This is a genomic window from Cognatishimia sp. SS12, from assembly GCF_028369055.1.
Classification (GTDB): Bacteria; Pseudomonadota; Alphaproteobacteria; order Rhodobacterales; family Rhodobacteraceae; genus Cognatishimia.
In genome coordinates, this window is sequence record NZ_JAQNCZ010000001.1 from 273,793 (window position 1) to 294,557 (window position 20,765).

General features: G+C 60.6%; 19 protein-coding genes. 11 read left to right on the plus strand and 8 right to left on the minus strand.

Annotated features, from left to right (window positions below; genetic code table 11):
• Positions 1 to 31: 31 nt before the first annotated feature.
• On the plus strand, positions 32 to 1,453 hold the full coding sequence (locus N6L24_RS01325; protein ID WP_271842840.1) for an FAD-binding oxidoreductase: 1,422 nt from the start codon (positions 32 to 34) through the stop codon (positions 1,451 to 1,453).
• Here the strand turns inward: N6L24_RS01325 and N6L24_RS01330 are convergent.
• The 3 genes from N6L24_RS01330 to N6L24_RS01340 form a co-directional block, all read right to left on the minus strand.
• Entirely contained in the window at positions 1,450 to 1,989 is a 540-nt protein-coding gene (locus tag N6L24_RS01330) for an adenine phosphoribosyltransferase (protein WP_271842841.1), read from the minus strand. The two genes, N6L24_RS01325 and N6L24_RS01330, sit on opposite strands and share 4 nt — an antisense overlap.
• 81 nt (positions 1,990 to 2,070) lie before the next feature.
• Complete coding sequence (locus N6L24_RS01335; RefSeq protein ID WP_271842842.1) at positions 2,071 to 2,700, minus strand: LysE family translocator; 630 nt, start codon at positions 2,698 to 2,700, stop codon at positions 2,071 to 2,073.
• Between the two features lie 92 nt (positions 2,701 to 2,792).
• Entirely contained in the window at positions 2,793 to 3,656 is an 864-nt protein-coding gene (locus N6L24_RS01340; RefSeq protein ID WP_271843455.1) for an S-methyl-5'-thioadenosine phosphorylase, read from the minus strand.
• 216 nt (positions 3,657 to 3,872) lie between these two features.
• On the opposite strand from N6L24_RS01340, the gene N6L24_RS01345 reads away from it, so the two are divergent.
• Positions 3,873 to 5,483 carry a SulP family inorganic anion transporter gene (locus N6L24_RS01345; RefSeq protein WP_271842843.1) on the plus strand — a complete coding sequence of 537 codons (1,611 nt, stop codon included), beginning with the start codon at positions 3,873 to 3,875 and terminating at the stop codon, positions 5,481 to 5,483.
• 50 nt (positions 5,484 to 5,533) lie between these two features.
• Here N6L24_RS01345 and N6L24_RS01350 read toward each other — a convergent pair whose 3' ends face one another.
• A complete protein-coding gene (locus N6L24_RS01350; RefSeq protein WP_271842844.1) occupies positions 5,534 to 6,142 on the minus strand; it encodes a flavin reductase family protein in 609 nt (202 codons plus the stop codon).
• 93 nt (positions 6,143 to 6,235) lie between these two features.
• Here N6L24_RS01350 and N6L24_RS01355 point away from each other — a divergent pair, with 93 nt between their 5' ends.
• Together N6L24_RS01355 and N6L24_RS01360 are read left to right on the plus strand one after the other, a co-directional pair.
• Positions 6,236 to 6,730 (plus strand): GNAT family N-acetyltransferase, encoded by a 495-nt coding sequence (locus N6L24_RS01355; RefSeq protein ID WP_271842845.1) that lies wholly within the window; start codon positions 6,236 to 6,238, stop codon positions 6,728 to 6,730.
• Positions 6,731 to 6,771: 41 nt separating this feature from the next.
• Positions 6,772 to 7,557 (plus strand): EcsC family protein, encoded by a 786-nt coding sequence (locus N6L24_RS01360; protein WP_271842846.1) that lies wholly within the window; start codon positions 6,772 to 6,774, stop codon positions 7,555 to 7,557.
• 13 nt (positions 7,558 to 7,570) lie between these two features.
• Here the strand turns inward: N6L24_RS01360 and ptsP are convergent, their stop codons facing one another.
• The 4 genes from ptsP to N6L24_RS01380 form a co-directional block, all read right to left on the minus strand.
• Positions 7,571 to 9,820 carry a phosphoenolpyruvate--protein phosphotransferase gene (gene ptsP, locus N6L24_RS01365; protein WP_271842847.1) on the minus strand — a complete coding sequence of 750 codons (2,250 nt, stop codon included), beginning with the start codon at positions 9,818 to 9,820 and terminating at the stop codon, positions 7,571 to 7,573.
• A gap of 49 nt (positions 9,821 to 9,869) precedes the next feature.
• Complete coding sequence (locus N6L24_RS01370; protein WP_271842848.1) at positions 9,870 to 11,105, minus strand: aspartate kinase; 1,236 nt, start codon at positions 11,103 to 11,105, stop codon at positions 9,870 to 9,872.
• A gap of 215 nt (positions 11,106 to 11,320) precedes the next feature.
• Complete coding sequence (locus N6L24_RS01375) at positions 11,321 to 11,806, minus strand: DUF1178 family protein (protein WP_271842849.1); 486 nt, start codon at positions 11,804 to 11,806, stop codon at positions 11,321 to 11,323.
• An 80-nt stretch (positions 11,807 to 11,886) separates the two neighbouring features.
• Positions 11,887 to 12,351, minus strand: a complete 465-nt coding sequence (locus N6L24_RS01380; protein WP_271842850.1) for an NUDIX hydrolase — start codon at positions 12,349 to 12,351, stop codon at positions 11,887 to 11,889.
• A 733-nt stretch (positions 12,352 to 13,084) separates the two neighbouring features.
• Here N6L24_RS01380 and mraZ point away from each other — a divergent pair.
• From mraZ to mraY, 7 genes are read left to right on the plus strand one after another with little or no spacing between them, the layout of a single operon-like run.
• Positions 13,085 to 13,588, plus strand: a complete 504-nt coding sequence (gene mraZ / locus N6L24_RS01385; RefSeq protein ID WP_271842851.1) for a division/cell wall cluster transcriptional repressor MraZ — start codon at positions 13,085 to 13,087, stop codon at positions 13,586 to 13,588.
• A 3-nt stretch (positions 13,589 to 13,591) separates the two neighbouring features.
• The gene (gene rsmH, locus N6L24_RS01390; RefSeq protein WP_271842852.1) at positions 13,592 to 14,599 is read left to right on the plus strand and encodes a 16S rRNA (cytosine(1402)-N(4))-methyltransferase RsmH; all 1,008 of its coding nucleotides are present in this window, start codon (positions 13,592 to 13,594) and stop codon (positions 14,597 to 14,599) included.
• Positions 14,599 to 14,940 (plus strand): cell division protein FtsL, encoded by a 342-nt coding sequence (gene ftsL, locus N6L24_RS01395; protein ID WP_271842853.1) that lies wholly within the window; start codon positions 14,599 to 14,601, stop codon positions 14,938 to 14,940. The genes rsmH and ftsL overlap by 1 nt, the downstream gene beginning before the upstream one ends.
• Positions 14,940 to 16,724, plus strand: a complete 1,785-nt coding sequence (locus N6L24_RS01400) for a peptidoglycan D,D-transpeptidase FtsI family protein (RefSeq protein WP_271842854.1) — start codon at positions 14,940 to 14,942, stop codon at positions 16,722 to 16,724. The genes ftsL and N6L24_RS01400 overlap by 1 nt, the downstream gene beginning before the upstream one ends.
• Positions 16,725 to 16,757: 33 nt before the next feature.
• The gene (locus N6L24_RS01405) at positions 16,758 to 18,239 is read left to right on the plus strand and encodes a UDP-N-acetylmuramoyl-L-alanyl-D-glutamate--2,6-diaminopimelate ligase (RefSeq protein ID WP_271842855.1); all 1,482 of its coding nucleotides are present in this window, start codon (positions 16,758 to 16,760) and stop codon (positions 18,237 to 18,239) included.
• Positions 18,236 to 19,681 (plus strand): UDP-N-acetylmuramoyl-tripeptide--D-alanyl-D-alanine ligase, encoded by a 1,446-nt coding sequence (locus tag N6L24_RS01410; RefSeq protein ID WP_271843456.1) that lies wholly within the window; start codon positions 18,236 to 18,238, stop codon positions 19,679 to 19,681. Before N6L24_RS01405 ends, N6L24_RS01410 begins: the two co-directional genes overlap by 4 nt.
• Entirely contained in the window at positions 19,681 to 20,763 is a 1,083-nt protein-coding gene (gene mraY / locus N6L24_RS01415; RefSeq protein WP_271842856.1) for a phospho-N-acetylmuramoyl-pentapeptide-transferase, read from the plus strand. The genes N6L24_RS01410 and mraY overlap by 1 nt, the downstream gene beginning before the upstream one ends.
• Positions 20,764 to 20,765: the final 2 nt, after the last annotated feature.

Below are 20,765 nucleotides of genomic sequence, written 5' to 3' on the forward strand. Positions count from 1 at the left end.
CGGTTTGCGCCCGGCATGATAGGCATGGGCCATGAGCCTGCGTTCCGTTGACACCGATTTCATAACCGCACTGTCCGCGCACCTGCCGCAAGATACCCTGCGGCCGGTTGAGCCGCGGTATCTGGAAGAGCCGCGCGCGCGCATAGAGGGCATCGGCGGCATTCTGGCCCTGCCCAAGACCACTCAGGAGGTTGCCACCATTCTGAAGGCGTGCCACGCGGCGCATGTGCCGGTGGTGCCCTATGGCGGCGGCACCGGGCTGGTGGGCGGGCAGGTGATGCCGCGTGGTGGCGCAGAGCCGCTTATCCTGTCGCTGGAGCGGATGGCGCGCATACGCAAAGTCGATGCCGCCTCGGCGGTGATGGTCGCTGAGGCCGGGGCGATCCTGGCAGATGTGCAGGCCGCCGCAGAGGCGGCAGAGCGGCTGTTTCCCCTGTCGCTGGCGGCGCAGGGCAGCGCGCGTATTGGCGGCAATCTGGCGACCAACGCCGGCGGTCTTAACGTGCTGCGCTATGGCAATGCGCGCGATTTGTGTCTGGGGCTTGAGGCGGTGCTGCCCGATGGCACCCTCTGGAACGGCCTGTCAGAGCTGCGCAAAGACAACACGGGCTATGACCTAAAAAACCTGCTGATCGGGGCCGAGGGCACATTGGGGGTCATCACGGCGGCCAGCCTCAAACTGTTTCCGCGCCCCGCCGCGTATGAAACGGCGTTTCTGGTGGTGCCGGACCCCGAGGCGGCGGTTGCGCTCTTGTCTCTGGCGCGCGGCCAGTTCGGTGAACAGATCAGCGCCTTTGAACTCATGCAGCAGCAAAGCTGGAATTTTTTGGCCCATGCTTTCCCCGAGATGCGCCAGCCGTTTGCCGAAGCGCCTGCGTGGTGCGTGCTGATTGAATTGGGTCTGTCACAGCAGGGTGCGCCGGGGGAGGCGATTGAGGCGCTGTTTGTCAATGCGCTGGAAGCGGGGCTTGTTCAGGACGGCGCGGTCGCCACGTCAGAGCAGCAGCGGCAGCAGTTCTGGGGCCTGCGGGAAAGCGTGCCGCTGGCCAATCGCAAGATCGGCGCGATCAGCAGCCATGATATCTCCGTACCGATTGCGCGCATCGGGGCGTTCGTCGCTGAGGCGCGGGCCGCTCTGGCCAAAGTGTCTGATCTGCGGATCAATTGTTTTGGACATCTTGGCGACGGCAATCTGCATTTTAATCTATTTCCCGCCGAGGGGAAAAAGCGCAGCGATTATAAGGATATGCAGGACGACCTTAAGCGGATCGTGCACGATCTTGTCGCCGCGCATAACGGGGCTTTTTCGGCTGAACACGGGGTTGGACGCCTGAAAACGTCAGACCTATTGCGCTATGGCGATCCGGGAAAACTGGCGATGATGCGGGCGGTGAAAGCCGCGCTGGACCCGCATGGCATCATGAACCCCGGCGTGATTTTTGCCGAAGGTTAAAGCCCGTCAAACGCGCAGAGCGCCTGCACATCCATGCCAAGGCCTTCCAGCTTTTTGCGCCCGCCAAGGTCCGGCAGGTCAACGATAAACGCGCAACTGAGGATCTCGCCGCCCAGACGCTCCACCAGTTTTATCCCTGCTTCGGCGGTGCCGCCGGTGGCCAGAAGATCATCCACCAGCAGGATCTTTTCACCGGCCTGAATGGCGTCGTCGTGCACTTCGACAATGGCCTCGCCGTATTCCAGTTTGTAGTCCTGTGAAATGGTGGTGCCCGGCAGTTTGCCTTTCTTACGGATCGGCACAAAGCCGACGCTCAGCTGATGGGCGATGGCCCCGCCCAGGATGAACCCACGCGCCTCAAGCCCCACCACCTTGTCGATCCGCTCGCCCGCGTAGGGGTGCAACATTTGGTCGATCGCCATGCGAAAGCCGCGCGGATCGGCAAAGAGCGTGGTCACGTCACGAAACAAAATCCCCTCGTGCGGGAAATCAACGATGGTGCGGATGTAATCTTTGACGTCACTGCTTTTGCGCATGGGGGCCTCCTGATTGCAGATTTATGTCGCTGATCCTCGGTCCGTTTGCAAGGGCAAAGCCCTGTTTTTATGCGGTATTCCCTAGGCGGAACGGCGCAGCGTAGCGGTCATCGTGGCCATGGTGATCAGCGCGACGCCGCCAAAGCGGGTCAGGTTTCTGATCACTTTTGGGCGCGCAATCTGGCGACGCAATTTGTCAGCCAAGAGCGCATAGATCAGCGCGTTGGCCGCCGCGAGGCTCACAAAAGACGCGATCATGATGGCAAATTGCGGCGCGATGGGCTGATCGGCGGTGATGAACTGCGGCACGAAGGCGATGAAAAATCCGATGCTTTTCGGGTTCAGCGCGGTCACGGTCGCCGCATGGCCAAAGACCGCGCGTGCTGAGGTGCCGTCCGCTGCATTTACCCGATCAAAAGTGGTGCGCTCGGCGCTGCGCAAAAGCTGCAGTCCGAGGTAGAGAAGATAGGCCACACCCACCCATTTGAGCACGGTAAAAGCAGTAGCTGAGGCCAGCACCAGCGCGCCTAGACCCAAAAGCGAGGCCGTCATGGCGATCAGATCCCCCACGGCGACCCCGGCGGCGGTGGCCAAAGCAACCGAGCGCCCCTGTGACAGCGCATAAGACAACACCAGGAGCACGGTGGGCCCGGGGATCAAAAGCAACGCCAAAGAGGCGGCCATGAAAGTTATCCAAAGATCAAACGGCACGGTCAGCTCCGAGTTACCACACAGCCAGTCAAGACAGCGGCCGGGCAGGGCGTCAAGCCCTTCGGTGCCCGGCCTGCTGCGCTGAATTGGTGTTAGCCAAGCACGCGGCCTGCAATCGCATCCAGCTTGGCAACGAGGGCCGGGTCGCGGGCCTCGGGGGCGGTCAGGATGGCAAATTCCAGGGCACGGTCGCAGCCATGTGCGCAAGGCGTGCGCTCGGCCCCCAGCAGCGCGGGAAGGCGTTTCACCAGATTGCGTCCTTTGTCGGCATTGCCCATCAAAGTTTCGATGATCTTGGTGACATCCACTTCGCCATGGTCCGGGTGCCAGCTGTCGTAATCGGTGATCATCGCGACGGAGGCATAACACAGCTCGGCTTCTCGGGCGAGTTTCGCCTCGGGCATATTGGTCATCCCGATGACATCACATCCCCAGCTTTCGCGATACATCTTGCTTTCGGCCAATGTGGAAAACTGCGGACCCTCCATCGCCAGATAGGTGCCGCCGCGATGCATGGTGATGCCGGCGGCCTTGCCCGCGGTCTCGCAGGCGTCCGACAGGCGCGGGCAGGTGGGGTGGGCGACGCTGACATGGGCGACGCAGCCGGTGCCGAAAAAGGATTTTTCGCGGGCAAAGGTGCGGTCGATGAACTGGTCCACCACGACAAAATCGCCGGGGGCCATTTCTTCGCGGAATGATCCGCAGGCCGAGACTGAAATCACGTCAGTGGCGCCAAGGCGTTTCAGCGCGTCGACATTGGCGCGATAGGGCACGGTTGAGGGCGAATGTTTGTGCCCGCGCCCGTGGCGGGGCAGGAACGCCATTTTAACGCCGTCAAACGACCCGGTGAGGATCTCGTCAGATGGGTCCCCCCAGGGCGTCTCCACCCGGGTCCACTGGGCGTTTTCCAAGCCGTCGATGTCATAAATGCCCGACCCGCCGATTACGGCAATCATGGTTTCAGTTGGGGATGTGGGTGTATCCGCGCTCACGTGCTCGCTCCTGTTGGTGTTCTGCCCGTAGTCTTTGCGCGCTCCGTGCAAGGATGCAACCACTTCGCGCGCAATTCCCCCCGCGCTGCGCCAATCTGGCCCGCGCCCTTGTGGACAAAGGGGTTTTCCGATAGGCGGGGCGCAAAATGCCAATCCTTTATTGCTGATGGGACGTCCCGAATGAAACGCGCTGTCTGGGCAAATTTTGCCTCAAATATTTCTCCGCCCAACCTGTCGATCATGCAGGACGAAGGCTGGTCCGTTGCGCGCGTGCGCACCGAACTTCTGTCAGGTCTGACCGTGGCGCTGGCGCTGGTGCCCGAGGCTGTCGCCTTTGCCTTTGTCGCCGGGGTCCACCCGCTGGTGGGGCTGTATGCTGCGTTTCTGGTGGGTCTGATCACCGCGATTTTTGGCGGGCGTCCCGGGATGATTTCCGGGGCGACAGGCGCGCTGGCGGTTGTGATGGTGGCGCTGGTGGCGGAACACGGGGTGGAATATCTGTTCGCCACGGTGGTCTTGATGGGCATTTTGCAGGTCTTGGCCGGGGTGATGCAATGGGGCAAATTCATCCGGCTGGTGCCGCACCCGGTGATGCTGGGCTTTGTGAACGGGCTGGCGATTGTGATTTTCCTGGCGCAGCTGACGCAGTTCCGCGACCCGGCGAGTGGCGGGGCTGACTGGTTGGCGGGCGGTCAACTCGTTCTGATGCTGGGGCTGGTCGCGCTGACCATGCTGATCATCTGGGGTATGCCCAAGCTGACGAATGTGATCCCGGCACCGCTTGCGGGCATTGGGATTGTCGCCATTCTGGTGATTGCGCTGGGGCTGGATGTGCCGCGCGTGGGCGATATGGCCAGCATCGAGGGCGGCCTGCCGAGCTTTCATATTCCGATGGTGCCGCTGTCTTTTGAAACCTTCCAGATCATTCTGCCTTATGCGGTGATCCTGGCCGCGATTGGTCTGATCGAAAGCTTGCTGACGCTGAACCTGGTGGGCGAGATCACCGGCAAACGCGGCGGCGCGTCGCAGGAATGTATCGCGCAGGGCGCGGCCAATGTTGTGACCGGCTTTTTCGGTGGCATGGGCGGCTGCGCGATGATTGGCCAGTCGATGATCAACGTCAAATCCGGCGGGCGCACCCGCATTGCCGGGATCTTTGCGGCGCTGTGTCTGCTGCTTTTCATCGTGGCGGCCAGCCCGCTGATTGAACAGATCCCGCTTGCGGCTCTGGTCGGGGTCATGTTCATGGTTGTGATCGGCACCTTTGCTTGGAACTCGCTCAAGATCATGACCAAAGTGCCGTTGATGGATGCGTTTGTGATTGTGCTGGTGACGGTTGTGACCGTGGCCACCGACCTTGCGATTGCTGTGGTTGTGGGCGTGATTGTCAGCGCCTTGGCCTATTCCTGGAACAACGCGCGCCGCATCCATGCGCTCACGCGCGAAAGCGCCACAGACAAGGGCGCTAAGGTCTATGAAATTCAGGGGCCGCTGTTCTTTGGCTCCACCGACGGGTTTGTCGAGCTATTTGATGTCGCCCAGGACCCCGACAGCGTGATTGTCGATTTCAAATACAGCCGCGTGGTGGATCAATCCGCGTTGCAGGCGATTGAAACGGTTGCCGGCAAATATGAGGAGGCGGGCAAAACGCTGACCCTGCGCCACCTCAGCCGCGATTGTCATGAGCTTTTGACCCGCGCGGGCCACCTGATGATCGACAGTGATGATGACCCAGATTATGAGATCGCCGCTGATTACAGCGTACGCACAGGCATTCTCGGCGGGCACTAAGTTGCAGAACTTGAAAATAGAAAACCCGGCCAAGCGCCGGGTTTTTTACATCAGCTCTGATCGGGGCGGTCGAGCGAAAACACCTCTGACACATAGCTGTAGTCGCGATAGCCAAGCCGGGTGAGGGGCTGCACCTTGGTGATGTCAAAGATGCCATCGTGGATATATTCGTCGCGCATATGAATGCCGACCACCTTGCCCAAAACCATGAAATTGGCCTCGCCCTCAAGGCGGATGATCTCGCTGAGCGTGCATTCCAGGCTGGCGGGGGCCTCGGCCACGCGCGGGCAGTCAATCGCCTCGCAGGCGGCGGGGGTCAGCCCGGCCTTGGCGAACTCATCGACCTCTTTGGGCAGCGGCGCGGTGGTGACGTTCATGACATCGCGCAGCACTTGCGGCACGATATTGACGCAGAAAACACCCGTGTCGCGAATATTGCTGACACTGTCCTTGCTTTCGCGTTGATCTGCCTTGCTTCCGGTGGAGCCAAACACCAATTGCGGCGGCGTGTCGGCCATCAGGTTGAAAAAGGAATAGGGGGCCAGATTCAGCGTGCCATCGCTGGCGCGGGTCGACACCCAGGCGATCGGGCGTGGCGCAACAATAGCCTTGATCGGGCTATGGGGCAAACCATGGCCATCCTGCGGGCGGTAAAACATTTTTTCGCTCCTTCACGTTTGGCAAAGAGGTAGCGCCGTGCTACTGCCGGTGCCACCATAAAATCACGAACGCGCGCATGAGGGACCGCCAAGGTGTTTCACCTGTCACAAGAAACAGAGGCCGATTGGTGGGAAGTCGAAGCGCTTTATGACCTGTGCTTTGCGCCCGGGCGCGAGGCGCTGTCGTCCTACCGGCTGCGGGACAGTGTGCCGCGCGTTGCCGAACTAGCGCTGGTGGCGCGCGATGCTGACGGCATTCTAGCCGGGGCCATTCGCTATTGGCCCGTGCATGTCGGCGCAGATCACGCGGCGCTCCTGTTGGGGCCTGTTGCTGTGCACCCGACGCGGCAGGGCGAAGGTCTGGGCGGCTTTCTCATTCGGGAAAGCGTGGCGCGCGCCAAGGATCTGGGCTGGGAGCGAGTGATCCTGGTTGGGGACGCCCCCTATTATGAGCGCTTTGGCTTTCAGACCTTGCCGCAAGTCACAATGCCGCCGCCCACAAACCCCGCCCGTGTTCTGGGGCTGGCGTTGCGGGCCGGGGCCTGGGACGGGGTTGGCGGTGCTGTCCGGGCGTGGGGCAAGGCTTGAAAACTGTCCCTGCGCGCCCACGTAGTACCGTGGAGGCCGTTATGACACAAAACCCTGACACCGCGCGTAACACCGCAAAACCAGATGTGGATGCCGAGCTTGATGCGCTTGTGCTGCGCTATCGCGGGGCCAGCGGTCTGGCCATTGATGTGCTCAACTTGCTGGGCGGGACGGCAGACGGTCTTATTGACAAATTGCCCGAGCCGGTGCGCAATCGCTTGCAGGATGCCACCGAACTGGCGCTAAAGCAGGCCATGAAGGCGGCCAATGGCTCTCGGCGGATTGTGGGGGCACCGCAAAATGGCTGGCTGCACACGGCGCTGGCCACCACCATCGGCATGGCAGGCGGGGCAGGTGGGCTGCCCTCCGCGCTGGCAGAGCTGCCGGTGACGACAACCATTTTGCTGCGCGCCATTCAGGATGTGGCGCAGGACTATGGCTTTGATCCCAGTGCTGAGAATATTCAATTTGACTGCATCGAGGTGTTCGCCGCCTCTGGCCCGTTGTCTGATGATGACAACAGTGATCTCGGCTTTCTGGGCGCGCGGATGGCGCTGTCCAGCGGCGGGCTGCAAAAGCTGACCGCATGGGTTGCGCCGCGTTTGGCCACGGTGCTCGGCCAAAAGCTGGCCGCGCAAGCCGTGCCGGTGCTCGGCGCCGCCGCCGGGGCCGCAACCAACTATGCATTTGTGAATTATTACCGCGAAATCGCCCATGTGCATTTCGGGCTGCGGCGGCTTGCGATTGAGACCGATGTACCGCACGCCATGCTGGTGGAGCAATTCCGCCGCAAGCTGCGGCCGGAATTGGCCAGCCCCGCAGCCTAGGCCGGGGCGACGGTCAGTCGCGGCCCTGCTGGCGCAAGTATTCCATCACCGCCGGGCGCACCGATTGCTCGCCGCGTTCGCGCGCATCCACAATCACCTCTTTCAGCTCAACCAGATTGGTCCGCCGGATCAGGCTTTTGACCGGTCCGATAGAGGCCGGGCGCATTGACAGTGTCGGGATCCCCATGGCGGCAAAGCAGATCGCTTCGATCGGGCGACCCGCGTCCTCGCCGCAGAAACTCAGCGGGGTATCGGTGCTGCGGCAGCGGTTGGCGATGCCTTCGATGAAGGTCAGAAAGCTGACATTCAGCGTGTCATAGCGGCGGCGCACGCGCTCATTCTCGCGGTCTGCCGCAAAGAAGAATTGCTTCAGGTCGTTGCCGCCAATGGAAATAAACGACACTTCCTCAAAGAACTTTTGCGGCGCAAAGGCCAATGAGGGGGTTTCCAGCATCGAGCCAACATCAAGCTGGCTGGGAATGGCATGGCCCAGACGCAGCTCGCGGGCGACGGCCTTGTCCATCTCGGCGCGGGCGGCTTTGAATTCATCATATTGGGCAATGAAAGGGAACATCACCTTCAGGGGTCGCCCCTTGGCAGCGCGCAGCAGGGCCTGCAACTGCATGCGCAACACACCCGGTTTGTCCAGACCAACGCGGATCGCCCGCCAGCCAAGCGCCGGGTTGGGTTCATCCTGCGGGGCCATATAGGGCAGCACCTTGTCCGACCCGATATCAAGCGTCCGGAACACCACCTGTTTGTCGCCGGCCTGATCCATCACATGGGCGTAAAGCTCGGCCAATTCGGTGCGTTTGGGCATCTGATTGCGGATCAGAAACTGCAATTCGGTCCGGAACAGTCCAACGCCTTCGGCGCCAGAGCCCGCCAGCGAGGGCAGATCCGCCATAAGGCCGGCGTTCATCTGCAATTTGATGCGGCGACCATCCAGGGATTCGGCAGGTTTGTCACGGATCGAGGCATAGCGTTCCTGCGCATTGGCGCGCATTGCGATCTTGTCACGGAACGCCGTGCTGACGGAATCGTCGGGACGCAGATGCACGATGCCCTGATCACCATCAACCATGATGTGATCGCCATTCAGCGCCTCGGTGGTAATTCTTTTGACGTGAATGACCAGCGGAATGGCCAGCGCCCGCGCCACGATGGCGGCATGGGAGCCGACCGATCCTTCTTCAAGCACGATGCCCTTGAGCTTGCGATCATATTCCAAGAGTTCTGCCGGGCCAATGTTGCGCGCCACGAGGATTGGGTCATCGGGCATCTCAGCGCCGGTGTCTTTGCCTTGTCCGGTCAGGATACGCAGCAGCCGATTGGACAGATCGTCCAGATCGTGCAGCCGGTCGCGCAGATAGGCATCATTGGCCTTGGACATGCGGGTGCGGGCGATGGACTGTTCTTTTTCCACCGCCGCTTCGGCAGAGAGGCCCTGCGCGATGTCCTGCTCCATCCGGCGCAGCCAGCCTTTGGAATTGGCGAACATGCGGTAGGCTTCCAGCACCTGAAGCTGCTCTTTGTCGCCGCCTGCGGCCCCGGCCAACATGCCGTCCACCCCCACGCGAAGCGTTTCAATGGCGTCTTTCAGGCGCTTCAGTTCCACTTCGGGATCTTCGGCGATCGGGTTGGCGACCACCACGCGCGGCTCGTGCAGCCAGACATGTCCCTCGGCCGCGCCCTCCTGGGCGGTGCCGCCGGGAATGGAGATCGGCTGCTGGTGCAGCGGAGACAGTGCAGCGCCTTCGCCCACAAAGGCCCCGAGTTCGGTCATCTCGGCCAGAACCATGGCGACAACTTCGAGCGCATAGACTTCGTCTGAGGAAAAGTTGCGCGCCTCTTTGGACTGCACAACCAGAACGCCGAGCTTTTCGCCCAGACGCTGGATCGGCACACCGCAGAAGGAGGCATAGATCTCTTCGCCGGTTTCCGGCATGAAGCGGAAGCCACGCTCAGCCGGGGCGTCAGCGGTGTTTACGACATCGCTGCTTTTGGCAACGCGACCCACCAGACCTTCGCCCATCCGCAGGCGCGTCTGGTGCACGGCCCCGGCCTTCAGGCCTTCGGTGGCGCAAAGTTCGAGGGTTTCAGGATCACGGAAAAGATAGATCGAGCACACTTCAGTGCCCATCGAGCTGGCGATCAGGCGAGTGATCTTGTCAAGCCGCGCTTGGCCAGCACTGTCTTCGGCCATGGCGTCACGCAGACGCCCCAGCAGTTTGCGACTCTCGCTGTGGGTTCTCTCGACCATATTCTTTTACCTGTCGGCGCAGCTGTCTGCGCCGATCAGGGCGCGAAGCTTAGGCCGCTTTGTCCAATTCGAATGCATCATGCAGGGCTTGGACTGCAAGTTCCATGTATTTCCGGTCTACAAGCACAGAAATTTTGATTTCTGATGTTGTGATAACCTTGATGTTGACGCCTTCGTCCGAAAGCACTTTGAACATCTTGGCGGCGACACCGGATTGCGAGCGCATGCCAATGCCGACAACCGACACTTTGGCAACGTCCGCTTCGACCTGCAAATGGTCGTAGTTCAGTTCTTTGCCTTTCAACTCGTTCATGGCCATCTCGGCGCGGGCCACCTGATCGTTGGGCAGGCTGAAGGTCATGTTGGTACGCCCTTCCTCAGAGATGTCCTGCACGATCATGTCGACATTGACGCCTGCGTCGGACAATTTGCCAAAGATGGTGGCGGCAATGCCCGGACGGTCGGCCACGGACAGAAGTGTCATCTGCGCTTCGTCACGGGAATAGGCGACACCGGCAACTACGTTGGATTCCATGATTTCATCCTCATCACAGACGAGCGTTCCTGCCTCGTCAGATTGTTCTTCAAAAGAGCTGAGCACCCGCAGCTTGACCTTGTAGCGCATCGCCATCTCAACCGAGCGGGTCTGCAGAACCTTCGCGCCCAGCGAGGCCAGTTCCAGCATCTCTTCAAAGGCGATCTTGTCCAGTTTGCGCGCCTTGGTACAGATGCGCGGATCGGTCGTATAGATGCCATCAACATCAGTATAGATATCGCAACGCTCTGCATCAAAGGCCGCTGCAAAGGCCACCGCTGTCGTATCAGACCCACCGCGCCCCAGCGTGGTAATGCGGCCCTCGGGGCTGATGCCTTGGAAACCGGCGACAACCGCCACTTTCATGCCCTCACCGAATTTGGCGTTGATATTGTCGGTGGGGATCTCTTCGATCCGCGCTTGGCCATGGGCCGACGTCGTTTTGACCGGCACCTGCCAGCCCTGCCAGCTGCGGGCCGGGATGTCCATTTCCTGCAAAGTGAGCGCCATGAGGCCCGCGGTGACATTCTCACCCGAGCTGACAACCGCGTCATATTCGCGGGCATCAAACAGTGGCGAGGTTTCATTGACCCAGCCCACCAGCTCATTGGTTTTGCCGGACATGGCCGACACGATGACGATCACGTCATAGCCTTTGGCCACCTCGACCCCGACGCGCTTGGCGGCGCGGCGAATGCGATCCAGATTGGCGACCGAGGTGCCGCCGAATTTCATTACCAATGTGGGCATGGCGTTTTGTCCTGCCTTTGACGTTCTAAGTTGCAGGGCGGTTTACGCGCTGGGCGCGCGAAGAACAAGCGTTCAGGGGGTGCCAAACCGCAGCGCAGCGGCAAAAGAATAACATTTGTTGCGCCGCGCTTCCGCTATCTGCGGCGCAGGGCAACGTGCTGTCCAATTTAGCAGAATTTTATTGCGGCAGGGTGCTGCGCCGTCTTGCGCGGGAATCAGTTGGATTTGCGACCCGGGCGAAACGGCAGGGGTAGCACAGGAATGCCGTCTTCGATCAGCGCGCGGGCATCGTCAGGTTTCGCCTCGCCATAAATGGCGCGTTCGGGGGAATCCCCGCTGTGGATCGCGCGGGCCTCGCTGGCGAAATTGTCACCGACGTAATCAGAATTCGCTTCCACCGCTTTTCTGACTTCGGCGATGCGCTTTTCCACCTCGCTTTGCGGGGTGCTGAGCGGCAGTGCCTTGTCGGCTGCTTTTTCGACGGGCTGTGGGGCAGGGCTCTGCTCGGTTTCGCCGAGGCCGGACACAGCCGAGCGTGCCGCGCGCACGCGCGGGGCCATGATTGCCTTTTCCACCTCTGTTGCGCCGCAAACGGCACAAGTGACCATGCCGGCGCTCTTGAGTTTGTCAAAGGCAGCGCCGCTTTGGAACCAGCTGCTGAACTGGTGGCCCTGGGCGCATTTCAGAGAAAATTGGATCATGTCTCAGCTCTGCGTGGATGCCTTATCATATATGCCGCCTGAATGGGCGCTTCAAGTTGGCGATCAGGCGCCGACCTGCGCTAGTGGCGCAGGTTGCGCGGATCAAAGGTCAGAATGATCTTGGCCAGCTCGGGTTCATGGACCAGCTTGGCGGCTTTCTTGCGATTGAACCATTTGCGGCGGCGTTGCCCCGCTTCTGGAAATTTGTCGTGTAGCGTCTTGGCTTTCATCGGGTAGACCATGACGGCCACCATCAGGTTTGGGGCCCTGTCCTGCCGTTTGACGTAGGTATACACCCCGAGGCACTGATCACTTGTCTTGCCCTTGACGCCAGCCTCTTCCCAGGCTTCCTGCGCTGCGGCATCCGCCGGACGCATATTGCCCATCGGCCAGCCTTTGGGCGCGATCCAGCGTTTGGTGCGGCGCGTGGTGATCAGCAGGAATTGCACCTTTCCCTGATGGATGCGGTAGATCAGGGCAGAGAATTGACTGCGTACCTCACCTTTGGGTGCGCGCCCGAGATTGAGGGGAAGTTGTACCGTCATCTTTCGTTTCACCGGTTGCTGCTGGCCTCGGTTGTGCGGGTTTCCCGCGTGTTGTTGCCCCATGGTTGGACTGTTTTGGCGTTTTGGCAAGGGAATTGCATGGTTTTATTGGGGTTTTATGGGGAAAAGCGGGTGAAAAGGGCACATTTCTATGCGTCATGGGAAAACATGGGCCGTACATGGCCCAGCCTTCAATAATCGCGTCTGTTTGAAGGGTTGAGGGCCATAAGGCCCGAAATCAGAACATGTTTCTACGAATGAATGCGAATATTGCGGGAATTTTAGGGAAACTCAGTATGTGCATTTTTTACTATATATGGACAAAATGTCCAGTAGTGGCACCGCATATTGACGTATCGAAGCGAATTGGCGGTGCATGCAAGCGATGTAGCTCCCATCTGGTGCAGTTTTTTCCCATGGTTTCCCATTTTTTTGTTGATTTGTGGCCAAAGTCATGTCATCCATAGACCTACGATGAGGTCGGGATAAAAAACGGGGCAACTAAAGATCCCGAAATAAAAATCCTAAGTCAGGTTTCATACAGGCACCGATTTTATCGAACCAAGAGATCCGGCGCGCGAGCGAGCAGACATCCCCCCAGGTGGCGCGCGCAGCTGGACATACCCCGCAATGCGGGACGAGGGCGGCGGATTGGGCAGTGGCAGCAGCTCAATCCGCCGTTTCGTTTCAAGGGCTTGCGGATCAGGTGACAACAAGAGGGGCGGGTCAGGCAGTGGCACGCAGATTCAGAGGCGAGAGCCAACATAAGGTGGACGCAAAGGGCAGGGTCTCAATCCCGGCCTCGTTTCGCCGTGTGCTCGAAGCATCTGATCCCAATTGGAAATCCGGCGAAACGCCCGAATTGGTCATTGTTTATGGCGATCACCGCAGAAATTACCTAGAATGCTATACCATCGAAGCGATCGAAGAAGTCGATGACAAGATCGACGCTCTGCCGCGCGGCTCGATGGAGCGTAAGATGCTGCAGCGTCTGTTTCACGGTCAATCCTTTCCGACCGCAGTAGATGAAACCGGGCGCCTGGTTCTGCCCGCCAAGCTGCGTCAGAAAATTGGCCTTGAGAAAGAAGCCTTTTTTATCGCTGCCGGCGACACCTTCCAGATCTGGAAGCCGGAAACCTATGAACAGGATGAGCTGTCCAAGACCGAAGAATGGCTGGAAGACTTGCCTGATGATATTGACCCGCTGATTTTCCTTGATCAGCAAAAGGAGCGCTGAGGGATGACGGACAAGGCCCCCGACACGCCGAATGCCCCCCATGTCCCTGTTTTGTTGCGCCCGCTGTTGTCGGGCGTTTCGCCTGTTCAGGGGCGCTGGCTGGATGGCACTTTTGGCGCGGGCGGTTATACGCGGGGCCTGCTCGAGGCGGGCGCCGACATGGTCTATGGCGTTGATCGTGATCCGCTGGCCTTTCAGATGGCGGCGGATTGGATCGGGCAATATGATGGCCGGATCGAACTGGTGGCAGGCGTCTTCTCGCGTATGGATGAATATGCGCAGAACCTTGATGGCGTGGTGCTGGATCTGGGCGTCAGCTCGATGCAGCTGGATCAGGCTGAGCGCGGCTTTTCCTTTATGCGCGACGGGCCGCTGGATATGCGCATGAGCCAGGATGGCCCGTCGGCCGCTGACCTAGTGAATGGCGCAAGCGAAGAAGACATCGCAGACATTCTCTATCATTACGGTGAAGAGCGCGCGAGCCGCCGCATCGCCCGCGCGATTGTGCGCGATCGGGCGGCGCAGCCGTTTAAGACCACGCTGCAGCTTGCTGAATTAATTGAAAAAAACCTGCCTCGCACCAAGCCGGGGCAAAGCCATGCGGCCACCCGCAGCTTTCAGGCGCTGCGCATTGCCGTCAATGATGAATATGGCGAGTTGTTCCGGGGTCTGATGGCCGCAGAACGGGCGCTGAAACCCGGCGGCCTGCTGGCGGTTGTGAGCTTTCATTCGATCGAGGACCGCATGGCCAAGAAGTTCATGCAGGCGCGATCAGGCCGCACCGGCGGTGGCAACCGCTATGCGCCCGAACAGGTGAAAGATCAGCCCGCATTTGAGCTTTTGACCCGCAAGGCCGTCGGCCCGGATGATCAGGAATTGGCCGAGAACCCGCGCAGCCGCTCCGCCAAGTTGCGGATTGCCCGGCGCACGGACGCGCCAGCGGGCGAAGTGGATGGCAAGATGATTGGTATGCCGATGTTAACGGCGAAAACAACGGGAAGACGTAGATAATGCGCAGCCTTGTTTATGTGATGACGGTGCTTTTTGTGATCTCGCTGGCGTTTTGGGCCTATCGCGAGAATTACGCCACGCAAGAGGCTCTGGGCGAGATCGAGCGCCTGCAAGGCGAAATCGGCACGGCGCGCAATCGCGTGGCGGTGCTAAAAGCGGAATGGGCCTATCTGAACCGCCCGGACCGTCTGCGGGATCTGGCAGAGCTGAACTTTGAGCGCCTGCAGCTGCTGCCGCTGCGCCCCGACCAATTTGGCATGATCCAGCAGGTGGCCTATCCGCCGATGGGCAGCGTCACCATTGATGGCATCGTTGAGGTCTCCAGCCAGGAGGGCATGTGATGATCCGCAAGCCGCTGCGGCCCCTGGCCACAATCATGCGCGCGCGGGCGCGCGGTGAAAATCCCGACGCCATCGAAAAGGAAAACATCCGCAAACGCCACGAAGAGATGCGCGACCGCGCACGCCTCCGTGCTGAAGGGCGACTTTTGGTGCTTGGGGTAGCCTTTCTGGCGGGTTTTGCCGTCATCGGCCTGCGCATGGGGGCCTTGGCCCATAGCGAAGCCGAAGAGCCCCGCGCCAGCGCCACGGGCGCGCGCATTCTGGCGCAGCGCGCCGATATCGTGGACCGCAAGGGGCGCATTCTGGCGACCAACCTTGAGACCTTCAGCCTTTATGCGCAGCCGCAACAGATGATCGACAAGCCGGGCGTTGCCAAAGCGCTGGTCGAAATTTTCCCGGATTTGAACGAGCAGCGCCTGCTGAAGGACTTTACCGGCAAGCGGAAATTCCTCTGGGTGCGCAAAAAACTCAGCCCCGAGCAAAAGCAGCTGGTGCATGACATTGGTGACCCTGGGTTGCTGTTTGGTCCGCGTGAAATGCGGCTTTACCCCAACGGCAAGCTGGCCGCGCATGTTCTGGGCGGGGCCGGGTTTGGCCGCGAGGGCGTGAATGCCGCTGAGGTCATCGGCGTCGCCGGGGTGGAAAAAACATTCGACGAGGTGCTGCGCGATCCGGCCAATGGCGGGCGGGCGCTGACCCTATCGCTGGATCTGACCGTGCAGGCGGCCACCGAACGGGTACTGTATGGCGGCATGAAACTGCTGAATGCCAAAGGTGCCGCCGCTGTTTTGATGGATGTGCACACGGGCGAAGTGCTGTCACTGGTTTCGCTGCCAGACTTTGACCCGAACAATCGCCCCCGTCCGCTCACACAGGGCGATGCGGCGGACAGCCCGCTGTTCAATCGTGCCCTTCAGGGGGTCTATGAGCTTGGCTCGACCTTCAAGATTTTCACTGCGGCGCAAGCGATTGAGCTGGGGCTGGTCACGGCTGAAACCGTGATTGACACCAAAGGGCCGATGAAGGTTGGCGGGCATCGCATTGGCGAGTTTCAGAACAAGAATTACGGCAAGCTCTCGGTCACGGATATCATCGTCAAAAGCTCCAACCGCGGCACGGGCCGCATGGCGCTGGACATTGGCGTAACGCGGCAGCAGGAATTCCTTAAGTCCATCGGCTTTTTTGAGCCAACCCCGATTGAAATTGTTGAGGCCAGCGGCGGCAAGCCCTTGCTGCCGGCGCGCTGGACGGATCTGTCGGCGGTGACGGTCTCTTATGGGCACGGGCTGTCGAGCACGCCGCTGCATTTGGCGGCCGCCTATGCGACGCTTGCCAATGGCGGGCGGTTGGTCAAACCCACGATTCTGCGTCAGTCTGCGCCTCAGAACGGCCCGCGTGTGCTGAGTGAGCGGGTTGCCGCTCAGTCGGTGCAGATGTTGCGCAAGGTTGTTACCGAAGGTACCGCCAGCTTTGGGGAGGTCCCCGGCTATTTCGTGGCGGGTAAAACCGGCACAGCGGACAAGCCCAAGCCAACGGGCGGCTATTACGACGACAAGGTGATCAATACATTTGCCTCGGTTTTTCCGGCGCATGATCCGAAATACGTCTTGATCGTCACTTTGGATGAGCCAGTAGAGACCTCTGGGGATGAGCCGCGTCGCACCGCTGGCTGGACGGCAGTGCCGGTCGCCGCCGAGATTGTGGAGCGCGTGGCCCCACTGTTGGGTTTGCGTCCACAAGTTGAACCCGTGGCATTGACTGATATAACCCTCGCATCACAATAACGCCCTTGATGGGCAGGGGAGCAAGGGCAGTATATGTCAGCGCAGGCAAAGGCACTTTCTGAACTGGGGCTGACGGGCGCAGCCGGGCGCAACCCCGACATCACCGGCATTGCCGTCGATAGCCGTGAAGTGAAAGAGGGCTATCTCTTTGCGGCCTTACCCGGCACGCGCGTCCATGGCGCGACATTCATTCAGTTTGCCCTGCGCATGGGCGCAAGCGCCATTCTGACCGACGCAGAAGGGGCCCGCATTGCAGACAGTGAATTGGCGGCCTCAGACGCGGCGCTGGTGATCTGCGCAGATCCGCGGCAGGCGCTGGCCTATACGGCCGCCCTGTGGTTTGGGCAGCAGCCTTCTGTGGTGGCGGCGGTCACGGGCACCAACGGCAAAACCTCGGTGTCGACATTTCTGCGCATGATCTGGCAGGAAATGGGCCTGCCCGCGATCAATCTGGGCACCACAGGGGTGGAAGGCGATTATCAAGCGCCGCTAAAACATACGACCCCAGAACCGATAACATTGCACCGCACCCTCGCTGAGGCGCAGCAGGCCGGCATTGCCTGCGCGGCGATGGAGGCCAGCTCTCACGGGCTTGAGCAGCGCCGCCTTGATGGCGTGCAGCTCGCGGCAGCGGGCTTTACCAATTTTACCCAAGACCATCTGGATTATCACGCCAGCTTTGACGATTATTTTGATGCCAAAGCCGGGTTGTTCGCGCGGGTTTTGCCCGAAGATGGCACCGCCGTTATCAATATTGACGATATGCGCGGCACCGATATGGCGGCCATCGCCAAAGGCCGCGGGCAGGATGTGCTGACGGTTGGGCGGCATGGCGCGGATATCGAGATTCAGGCGCAGCGTTTTGACGCCACCGGGCAGGATTTGCGCTTTAGTTTTCATGGCAAAAGCTATCAGACGCGCCTCTCGCTGATCGGCGGATTTCAGGCCGAAAATGTGCTGCTGGCCGCGGGGCTGGCGATTGGTTGTGGCGCGGATCCGGAGCGCGTGTTCGAAGTGTTGCCCGCGCTGACAACGGTGCGCGGGCGCATGCAACTGGCGGCCACGCGCAGCAATGGTGCGGCGGTTTTTGTCGATTACGCCCATACGCCTGACGCCATCTCCACGGCCCTGCAGGCGCTGCGTCCCCATGTCATGGGGCGGTTGGTGGCGATCATTGGCGCAGGCGGGGATCGGGACGCGGGCAAGCGCCCCTTAATGGGGGCCGCTGCGGCAGAATTTGCCGACATGGTGTTTGTCACCGATGACAACCCGCGCAGCGAAGATCCGGCCCATATCCGTGAAATGGTGATGGAAGGCGCGCCAGAGGCGATGAATATCGGCGACCGCGCCGAGGCGATTTTGCGCGGCGTTGATGCGCTGGGGCCGGGCGATGCGCTGTTGATTGCGGGCAAGGGCCATGAAACCGGACAGATAGTCGGCGATGACATCCTGCCCTTTGATGACGCAGAGCAGGCCAGCGTGGCCGTTTCTGCCTTGGACGGAGGCATGGCCTGATGCTTTGGACCGCACAAGAGGCCGCCAAGGCCACCAGCGGGCGCGCCACCGGCGATTGGGGCTGCCTGGGCATTTCGATTGACACGCGCACGCTTGCCAAGGGCGATCTTTTTGTAGCGCTCAAGGCGGTGCGGGATGGGCATGAGTTTGTGGCGCAGGCGCTTGCAAACGGGGCCGCCGCCGCTTTGGTGAGCCGCATTCCCGAGGGGGTTGCAGAGGATGCCCCCCTGCTGCTGGTGGACGATGTGCAAGCCGGGCTGGAAGATCTTGGCCGCGCGGCGCGGGCGCGGATGGCGGGCAAGGTTGTGGCTGTCACCGGGTCGGTCGGCAAAACATCGACCAAGGAAATGCTGCGCAGCACATTGTCCGGGCAGGGGCGCACCCATGCGGCCGAAGCCAGTTACAACAACCACTGGGGCGTGCCGCTGACGCTGGCGCGTATGCCGCGTGACACGGAATTTGCTGTAATCGAAATCGGCATGAGCAACCCGGGCGAAATTGCGCCGCTGGCCAAAATGGCGCGTCCGCATGTGGCGATCATCACCACGGTGGCCCCGGCGCATCTGGCAGCCTTTGAGAACATTGAGGGCATCGCCCATGAAAAAGCTTCGATCTTTGACGGGCTTGAGCCTGATGGCACAGCGATTTTCAACGGCGATCTGCCGGTTACGCCGATTTTGAAGGCCAAGGCCGCACAGCACGCCAAACGCCTGGTTTCTTTTGGGCAAAGCCCGGGGCTGTCCTATCAGCTTACGGCCGCCACAGTGGGCAAATCGGCAACCGTGGCAGAGGCCAGCCACCGCAAATCTCCGCTGCTGTTCAAAGTCGCCGCCCCCGGCGCGCACTACGCGATGAACGCATTGGCGGTCCTCGCAGCCGCGCAGGCGCTGGGGCTGGACCGGGCGATTGCGCTGGGGGATTTGGCCGCTTGGCAGCCCGGAGCCGGGCGCGGGCACCGCGAAGTGATTGCGCTGGATAAGGCTGATCCAACCCCGACCATTGAATTGATTGATGACGCCTATAATGCCAACCCGGCCTCGCTGGAAGCGTCGCTCAATGTTTTGGCCAGTGCCGCCGTGACCGATGATATCGGGCGGGTCCGGCAAGGGCGGCGGATCGCCTATTTGGGCGACATGAAAGAACTTGGCCCGCAAGAGGTCGCGCTGCATCAGGCTGTGGCGGATTATCCGGCCATGGCCAAGATCCACCGTGTGCATTGCGTCGGGCCTTTGATGAAGGCATTGCATGCCCGCCTGCCAGAGCATCAACGCGGCCGCTGGACCGAAACGGCTGACGACATGACCCAGCGTTTGGCGCAGGATCTGGACGCAGGGGATGTGGTTTTGGCCAAGGGCTCTCTCAGCATGGGGATGGCGCGCGTGGTTGACGCGATCCGCAATTTGGGTCATCCCGCGCCGGATACGAATGAAGGAAACTCCTAATGCTTTACTGGCTGACAGCGCTTTCGGATGGCGGCGACTTTTTCAACTTGTTCCGCTACATCACCTTTCGCGCTGGCGGGGCGTTTTTCACCGCGCTGGTGTTCGGGTTTCTGTTTGGACGTCCGCTGATCAACGTGCTGCGCCGCCGTCAGGGCAAGGGGCAGCCGATCCGCGATGATGGCCCTGAGGGGCATTTCAGCAAGGCGGGCACCCCGACCATGGGCGGGCTGCTCATCGTGGGGGCGCTTGTCACTTCGACCCTGCTCTGGGCGCGCTGGGACAATGGGTTTGTCTGGATTGTGCTCTTTGTCACGCTGGCCTATGGGCTGATTGGTTTTGCCGATGATTATGCCAAGGTCAGTAAGCAGAACACCAAAGGTGTGTCCAGTAAGATGCGGCTTTTGCTGGGCTTTATCATTGCCGGCATCGCCGGATATTGGGCGACAACCCTGCATCCTGAAGCGCTGCAAAACCAAGTCGCCTTGCCGGTGTTTAAGGATCTGTTGTTGAATTTTGGTTTCTTGTTCCTGCCGTTTTCGATGTTTGTCATCGTGGGCGCGGCCAATGCGGTGAACCTGACCGACGGGCTCGATGGCCTTGCCATCATGCCCTGCATGATCGCGGGCGGCGCTCTGGGTGTCATTGCCTATGCCGTCGGGCGGGTCGACTTTACCGAATACCTTGATGTGCATTACGTGCCCGGCACCGGCGAGATTCTGATTTTCTGCGCCGGGCTCATTGGTGGCGGTTTGGGGTTCTTGTGGTATAACGCGCCCCCCGCTGCGGTGTTCATGGGCGACACAGGCTCGCTCGCGCTTGGCGGCGCGCTCGGGGCCATTGCCGTAGCGACCAAACATGAATTGGTGCTGGGCATTGTCGGCGGCCTTTTTGTGGTCGAGGCGCTCTCGGTGATCATTCAGGTGCTCTATTTCAAACGCACCGGCAAGCGGGTCTTTCTGATGGCCCCGATCCACCATCATTATGAGAAAAAAGGTTGGGCCGAGCCGCAGATCGTGATCCGCTTCTGGATCATTTCTCTGATCCTCGCGATGATTGGCCTCGCGACACTGAAGGTACGGTAAAC

What these genes read in the sequence shown, in the direction of transcription:
- N6L24_RS01325 (WP_271842840.1), top strand. Translation starts at nt 32, where the DNA reads ATGAGCCTGCGTTCCGTTGACACCGATTTCATAACCGCACTGTCCGCG.
- N6L24_RS01375 (WP_271842849.1), bottom strand. Translation starts at nt 11,806, where the DNA reads ATGATCCAATTTTCTCTGAAATGCGCCCAGGGCCACCAGTTCAGCAGC.
- N6L24_RS01360 (WP_271842846.1), top strand. Translation starts at nt 6,772, where the DNA reads ATGACACAAAACCCTGACACCGCGCGTAACACCGCAAAACCAGATGTG.
- N6L24_RS01405 (WP_271842855.1), top strand. Translation starts at nt 16,758, where the DNA reads ATGTCAGCGCAGGCAAAGGCACTTTCTGAACTGGGGCTGACGGGCGCA.
- N6L24_RS01380 (WP_271842850.1), bottom strand. Translation starts at nt 12,351, where the DNA reads ATGACGGTACAACTTCCCCTCAATCTCGGGCGCGCACCCAAAGGTGAG.
- ptsP (WP_271842847.1), bottom strand. Translation starts at nt 9,820, where the DNA reads ATGGTCGAGAGAACCCACAGCGAGAGTCGCAAACTGCTGGGGCGTCTG.
- N6L24_RS01370 (WP_271842848.1), bottom strand. Translation starts at nt 11,105, where the DNA reads ATGCCCACATTGGTAATGAAATTCGGCGGCACCTCGGTCGCCAATCTG.
- N6L24_RS01330 (WP_271842841.1), bottom strand. Translation starts at nt 1,989, where the DNA reads ATGCGCAAAAGCAGTGACGTCAAAGATTACATCCGCACCATCGTTGAT.
- N6L24_RS01400 (WP_271842854.1), top strand. Translation starts at nt 14,940, where the DNA reads ATGATCCGCAAGCCGCTGCGGCCCCTGGCCACAATCATGCGCGCGCGG.
- N6L24_RS01350 (WP_271842844.1), bottom strand. Translation starts at nt 6,142, where the DNA reads ATGTTTTACCGCCCGCAGGATGGCCATGGTTTGCCCCATAGCCCGATC.
- N6L24_RS01345 (WP_271842843.1), top strand. Translation starts at nt 3,873, where the DNA reads ATGAAACGCGCTGTCTGGGCAAATTTTGCCTCAAATATTTCTCCGCCC.
- ftsL (WP_271842853.1), top strand. Translation starts at nt 14,599, where the DNA reads ATGCGCAGCCTTGTTTATGTGATGACGGTGCTTTTTGTGATCTCGCTG.
- rsmH (WP_271842852.1), top strand. Translation starts at nt 13,592, where the DNA reads ATGACGGACAAGGCCCCCGACACGCCGAATGCCCCCCATGTCCCTGTT.
- N6L24_RS01340 (WP_271843455.1), bottom strand. Translation starts at nt 3,656, where the DNA reads ATGATTGCCGTAATCGGCGGGTCGGGCATTTATGACATCGACGGCTTG.
- mraY (WP_271842856.1), top strand. Translation starts at nt 19,681, where the DNA reads ATGCTTTACTGGCTGACAGCGCTTTCGGATGGCGGCGACTTTTTCAAC.